Origin of the sequence: Paenibacillus sp. 23TSA30-6, assembly GCF_014858585.1 — a bacterium.
Lineage (GTDB): Bacteria > Bacillota > Bacilli > Paenibacillales > Paenibacillaceae > Paenibacillus.
In genome coordinates, this window is record NZ_SLTL01000067.1 from 1 (window position 1) to 5,446 (window position 5,446).

Below are 5,446 nucleotides of genomic sequence, written 5' to 3' on the forward strand. Positions count from 1 at the left end.
CATGTTCACCACAAAAGAGTAACGCCAATCTACATAAGAAAAGGTTATTTCATTTACACAAAAATCTTGACGCTGCCTTCTCGTACTATATGTTCCTATTCTTTTTACTGTATTATGGGATTCTAATTTGAAGAGAATAGAGAAGTTTTTAATGTCGCGTAAGAATAAGCCAGAATACCATCTATTTTATGCTCTAGCCAATGAAATCGATGAAGAAGTAGAAGACTCAATCCGACTATTGCTCCAAAAGTATAAAGGAATTCACAAACAAGCGTTATATAAAACCGTTTTTGCGTTCTATAAAAAAGGAATTTTGATGGTTAAAGAAGAAATCGAATTCATCAAACCACTGGCATATAAAAATTACTATCGAGCTATCGTGTGTATGGAAGAAGGAAGTAATGCGGAAGCTCACAAAATCATTCACGACATTCCAACGCCTTGGATGAAAAATGCGCTTCTTTCCGAATTGGAGTTAAAATCAAAACATCATGCAGCAGCAATTGAACTGGCACAACAAGCTTTGCATCAATCCAAAGGTTTACAAAAGTATGTACTGTTCAAAACATATCAACGGAAATTCCCTGAGATGCAATCTGTAAATGGAACACAACTTTAAAAACAAAGGTCCATGCACATTCGCATAGGCTTTTTTCGTGCTGGAGGTGAGCAGAAGATGAGTAAGAACAATAGCAATCCAAAAAGGAATAAATCAAAAATTTTGACAAAGTATCAATTTGTTGTGCCAAGACTCAGAGATATTCCCGTTTGGGTACGTGAAGGAGCCACAGATGAGGAGATTGCTAAGCGACTTAATATTCATATTTGGACATTAGGTGACTATAGAAGGAAAAATCCTAAATTTGCTGAAGCATTGGAACGTCCAACCAAGTGGGAAACACATGTATATCCTAGATTAGCGGAGATTCAGCAATGGTTCGAAGAAGGCGTGAATGCGGAGGACATCATCAAGAAACTCGACATTGGTAAAACAACTTGGTACGAATATATTGATAAACATCCGATGCTGGCTGAACTAGTCAAATGGAGCAAATCTGTCCCTATATCCCACGTAGAAAATTCACTTTTGAAAGCAGCTACAGGGTATGAATATGAAGAAATTAAAACGATCATTGAAGAGGACAAAAATGGAAAAAAGAAGACGCGCATCGAGAAAGTGAAACGATATCAGCCTCCCAATCCGACAGCGATGATCTTCTACTTAAAGAACCGCGCACCCAACGAGTGGAATGATCGACATGAACTGGTGGTGAATACGAAAGCACTGGAACAGGAGCGTAAGCAGCTATTTCTGGATATGATTGAAGCCGATGTAGTGGATGCCGATTATGAAGCCATTGAGGAATCGGTCGAGATTGAGGAAGGATACATAGAGCCAGATGATTCGCACTCATAACGTTATGCCGTCAGTATTTGTATAGATAAACGCCCATTTCAGCCCGAAATTTGCCCCAAAAGTAGCCAGAATCAGTGCATAAGATAAGTTATGTATGGAGTGGACTTTCCCTCGAATCAACGCTATGATGTGACACACGAGCGAAAGGTGAGGGGAAATATGAACTATATACAAGGGTTTGAAGCGTATTTACGGAGCAAGGATCGGAGTGAAAATACGGTTTCCTGCTACATTCGGGACGTGTTACAGTTCATAGCCTGGTATCGGGGCAAGACGGAATATGGACTGGACAAGTGGATTGAATTGGATGGGGTAGAGTACAAGAAGGTTCTGCAAAGCACCAACCAAGCGATACTGACCATCAATCGTAAGATCGCTAGTATCAACGTATTTTCACAATGGATGCATCAACAAGGCTATATAAAGGAAGAAATACATATCGAAGCGGTTAGGAACAAGGTCGTTCGGCAATATCGAGTGGTGAGAAGCCGCTCTTTTTGTCGTTGATAGGAGGGGGTCTTCTATATGTAGAAACAGAGCCGCCAGCAAAGGGTGCAGAAATTTTTGTGATGATTTTACGGTACATATGAGAAAGGAGTTATACCCATTGAAACAATAAAGCAAGAAGAGCAACGACAAGCTGAGCTGCTTAAGCAGTATATGGAGAAGCATTTTAAGCCGCCCAAAATGAAACAACTGATCGAAACGTTCTCTTTCTCTGAACTACGCAAGCTTATTGGTGAGATGGACATTGAGTTTTTCGCTTTAGCCTATTTTCCTAAATACTTTGATCGAGCATTTGGCAAGTTTCACAAAGAGCTATTCACGGAATTAAGACATATGCTTGCCCATACTGGACTGATTACGGCTTTCGGCCTCCCTAGGGAACATGGAAAGTCTACGATCAGTTCTTTTTTATTTCCGCTGTATGCGACTTTATATGATAAATCACAGTTTACATTAATCATATCAGCGACAGAGCAGATTGCATTGCCGTTTTTGGATATGATCAAAGATGAATTGGAAACGAATCAGATGCTGATTGAGGATTTCGGTATCCGTAAAGGAAGCCGCTGGAACAACAATGAAATATGGCTTAAGAGTAAAGGTGGACTAGATTCGTGTATCATGATTCGTGGGATTGACGGTAGTTTGAGAGGCATTCACTATAAGCATCATCGTCCTACACTAGTTCTAATGGATGATTTGCTCAAGGAGGATACGGCTCGATCCGAAGCCAAACGAGAACAAATTAAAAATACGTTTACAGATGTCATTCTACCTATAGGAACAAGGGACACCAATATACTGATCTGTGGAACGATTCTCAACGAAGAAGATATCATGGCTGATCTGCTCAAAGGGAAGATACCAGGTGTGAGAAGTGTTCGTAAAGCAGCCGTGCTTCAATTTTCAGAGCGTGATGATCTATGGTCAGAGTGGGAGCGACAATATAATAATCTCCAAGATGAGGACAGGATCAATACGGCTTTGTCCTTTTTTATGGCGAATGAGGAGGAAATGCTGAAGGGTACGGAAATCCTGTGGAGCGAGTATTTGGACTATTATTATTTGATGTGCAAGAAGCAAGCGATGGGCGAGAAAAGTTTCTATAAAGAATTACAAAACGATCCGCGTTCAACCGATGAATACATATTCCAGAATATCATGTATTGGGGCAGGTTGCCTGAGTTTGAGGAGATGGAAATTGCCATGTACATTGATCCAGCGATTAAAGCCGGAAAGAAGAATGACTATTCGGCCATTTCAATTATTGGGCAGCATCGCAAGACCAAGCAAATGTATGTGATTTATGGGGACATTTACAAACTGCTGCCGGATGATTTGTTTCAAGTCGCTATTGAAAAGTTGAAGCTTTATCCTGTAGATAAGCTTGGCTTTGAAGTCAATCAGGCACAAAGCTATATGAAGCAAAAGTTTGAAGAAGAGCTATGGAAGGCGAAGATACATACACCCGTAGAAAGTGTGCAGTCCAAGGGGCAGAAGCATGAACGTATTATTAGCTTGGAGCCGGAAGTGAAGAAGGGGCATATTCTGTTCAATGCAGATAACCTTAGATACAATCATCAGGTGAAGGATTACAATCGAAACTGTACATATGATGACGCGCCAGATAGTTTATATGGGGCTGTTCAATTGATCCAGTCGGTGAAAAGTCTGAAATTTTATGATCGCAGTTTGTTATTTTGAGGGTTTTGCTAAAACTCAATTTTATTTTATCCAATCTCGTTAAACTAACAGGCAGATTAGCTTAATAAATGATATGCTCTAAAAAAGCAGATAATTTGACCAAGAGGAGAGGTACATTAATGCGGTTCCATGAATTTTATATCGGACAACTATTTAGAACCAAGTCTTTAACATTAACAAAAGAGGATATTACCAGATTTGCAACGGAGTTTGACCCACAATATATGCATTTGGATGAAGATAAAGCAACGCAGGGAAGATTTAATGGAATCATAGCCTCAGGAATTCAAACGCTAGCAGTTTCATTTAAGCTTTGGGTTGAAACGGGTAGTTATGGTGATGATGTCATTGCTGGAACTGCTATGAACAATATTAGATTTATAAAACCCGTGTATCCGGGAGATGAATTACATACAATTGTGGAGGTAACTGTACTTAGAGAGAAACTAAATGAAACAGGAATAGTTACTGTTATGCTGACGACTTTCAATAACAAGGATGAGAAAGTATTTGAAGGTGAATTGTCCGTTATAGTTAATAAATAAGGTGTATTCGGAAGTAAATATAGAATCTATAGTAAGAGAGTCTCCTAATATTAACTCTTTAGCCCCCTAGTGAACTTGGACACTAAGAGTGTATATGGATTACACTACTAGTGATAAGGGGCTGAGGAAATGACACGAAATAAACATTCTAGAGAATTTAAACGCCAAATCGTCAAGGAAGCCATCGAAACCGGGAATAAGGCGGCTGTAGCCCGGAGATATGAAATTGCCGTCCATATGCTTCACCGTTGGGTAAAGGAACTTGAAGAAGGTAAATATGGTGAAACTTCACTGGAAACCATACATGGACTGGATTCCAAAGTGCTTTCCCAAGAAAATGATCAATTGAAGAAGCTACTGGGTGAACAGGCACTAGAGATTGCGATACTGCGTGACTTGATAAAAAAGAAAAACCCTCATTTGCTGAAAAAGTGGAAGTAGCGGAACACTACATCCATGAAGGATATGCCGTCACGCTTGTGCTACGATTGGCCAACATCCCGAGATCAAGCTACTACTACCATAAAAATGGAAAAGTGATCGAGAAAACAGCAAGTGAGGGACGACAAAAGCCAGGATATTCGCTGCGTTCGGACGGCGTAAAAGTACCGGATGCTCAGATTATGGAACGGATTATGGAGCTGGTTTCTGCAGACGGCAATGCGTATGGATACCGTAAATTAACCGTCGCTTTACGCCGAGATGATGGCCTAATCATTAACAAAAAGAAGGTTTACCGATTGTGCAGAGAACTGAACATCCTGCGACCACAGCGAAAAGTGAACTCGTCTTACCCACGGAAACTGGTACGAAATCGGATCATTACGAATTCGAACCAACTGTTTGAGACGGACATTAAGTACGGTTATATTGCAGGAGAAGACCGATTCTTCTTCATTCAGTCTTGCCTCGATGTTTATGACCGTTCTGTGGTCGCTTACCACATAGGATTGCGGTGCGAGGCCAAAGATGTGATCCGAACGCTACAAACCGCCTTGTTTAAGAGACAATTATTTGAGGCGCAAACCAAACTTGTGATTCGTTCAGACAATGGCCCTCAGTTTATTTCTCATGGGTTTGAAGCTGCCTGTGAAAGCTTTGGGGTGGAGCATGAACGCATTCCTCCACGAACACCGAATATGAACGCACATATTGAATCTTTTCATAGGTTATTGCAGGATGAAGTTCGTGTATAATGATGCTAGACTAAAAAGTGGACATCGAGAATCGAGAATGCGAGAATAAAATCAAATTCATTCGAGGTGCGTCCCTA

Annotated in this window: 7 protein-coding genes; all 7 read left to right on the plus strand. The window is 40.5% G+C overall.

The window, feature by feature from the left end; genetic code table 11:
• The first annotated feature begins 127 nt into the window (after positions 1-127).
• The 7 genes from E0698_RS26005 to E0698_RS26035 all read left to right on the plus strand — a co-directional run bounded on the left by E0698_RS26005 (position 128) and on the right by E0698_RS26035 (position 5,369).
• Positions 128-619 (plus strand): hypothetical protein, encoded by a 492-nt coding sequence (locus E0698_RS26005; RefSeq protein ID WP_238354166.1) that lies wholly within the window; start codon positions 128-130, stop codon positions 617-619.
• Between the two features lie 123 nt (positions 620-742).
• Positions 743-1,417 carry a transposase gene (locus E0698_RS26010; RefSeq protein ID WP_337916456.1) on the plus strand — a complete coding sequence of 225 codons (675 nt, stop codon included), beginning with the start codon at positions 743-745 and terminating at the stop codon, positions 1,415-1,417.
• Positions 1,418-1,576: 159 nt separating this feature from the next.
• Positions 1,577-1,924: a site-specific integrase gene (locus E0698_RS26015; protein ID WP_238354167.1), complete on the plus strand. Its 348-nt coding sequence runs from the start codon at positions 1,577-1,579 to the stop codon at positions 1,922-1,924.
• Between the two features lie 153 nt (positions 1,925-2,077).
• The gene (terL, locus tag E0698_RS26020; RefSeq protein ID WP_192513398.1) at positions 2,078-3,628 is read left to right on the plus strand and encodes a phage terminase large subunit; all 1,551 of its coding nucleotides are present in this window, start codon (positions 2,078-2,080) and stop codon (positions 3,626-3,628) included.
• A gap of 119 nt (positions 3,629-3,747) precedes the next feature.
• On the plus strand, positions 3,748-4,173 hold the full coding sequence (locus tag E0698_RS26025) for a MaoC family dehydratase (protein ID WP_192513399.1): 426 nt from the start codon (positions 3,748-3,750) through the stop codon (positions 4,171-4,173).
• 129 nt (positions 4,174-4,302) lie between these two features.
• Positions 4,303-4,614: a transposase gene (locus tag E0698_RS26030; RefSeq protein WP_192513400.1), complete on the plus strand. Its 312-nt coding sequence runs from the start codon at positions 4,303-4,305 to the stop codon at positions 4,612-4,614.
• On the plus strand, positions 4,605-5,369 hold the full coding sequence (locus tag E0698_RS26035; protein WP_192513401.1) for a DDE-type integrase/transposase/recombinase: 765 nt from the start codon (positions 4,605-4,607) through the stop codon (positions 5,367-5,369). Before E0698_RS26030 ends, E0698_RS26035 begins: the two co-directional genes overlap by 10 nt.
• Positions 5,370-5,446: the final 77 nt, after the last annotated feature.

Coding starts and splice junctions, on each gene's coding strand:
- E0698_RS26025 (WP_192513399.1), top strand. CDS start 3,748: ATGCGGTTCCATGAATTTTATATCGGACAACTATTTAGAACCAAGTCT.
- terL (WP_192513398.1), top strand. CDS start 2,078: ATGGAGAAGCATTTTAAGCCGCCCAAAATGAAACAACTGATCGAAACG.
- E0698_RS26015 (WP_238354167.1), top strand. CDS start 1,577: ATGAACTATATACAAGGGTTTGAAGCGTATTTACGGAGCAAGGATCGG.
- E0698_RS26030 (WP_192513400.1), top strand. CDS start 4,303: ATGACACGAAATAAACATTCTAGAGAATTTAAACGCCAAATCGTCAAG.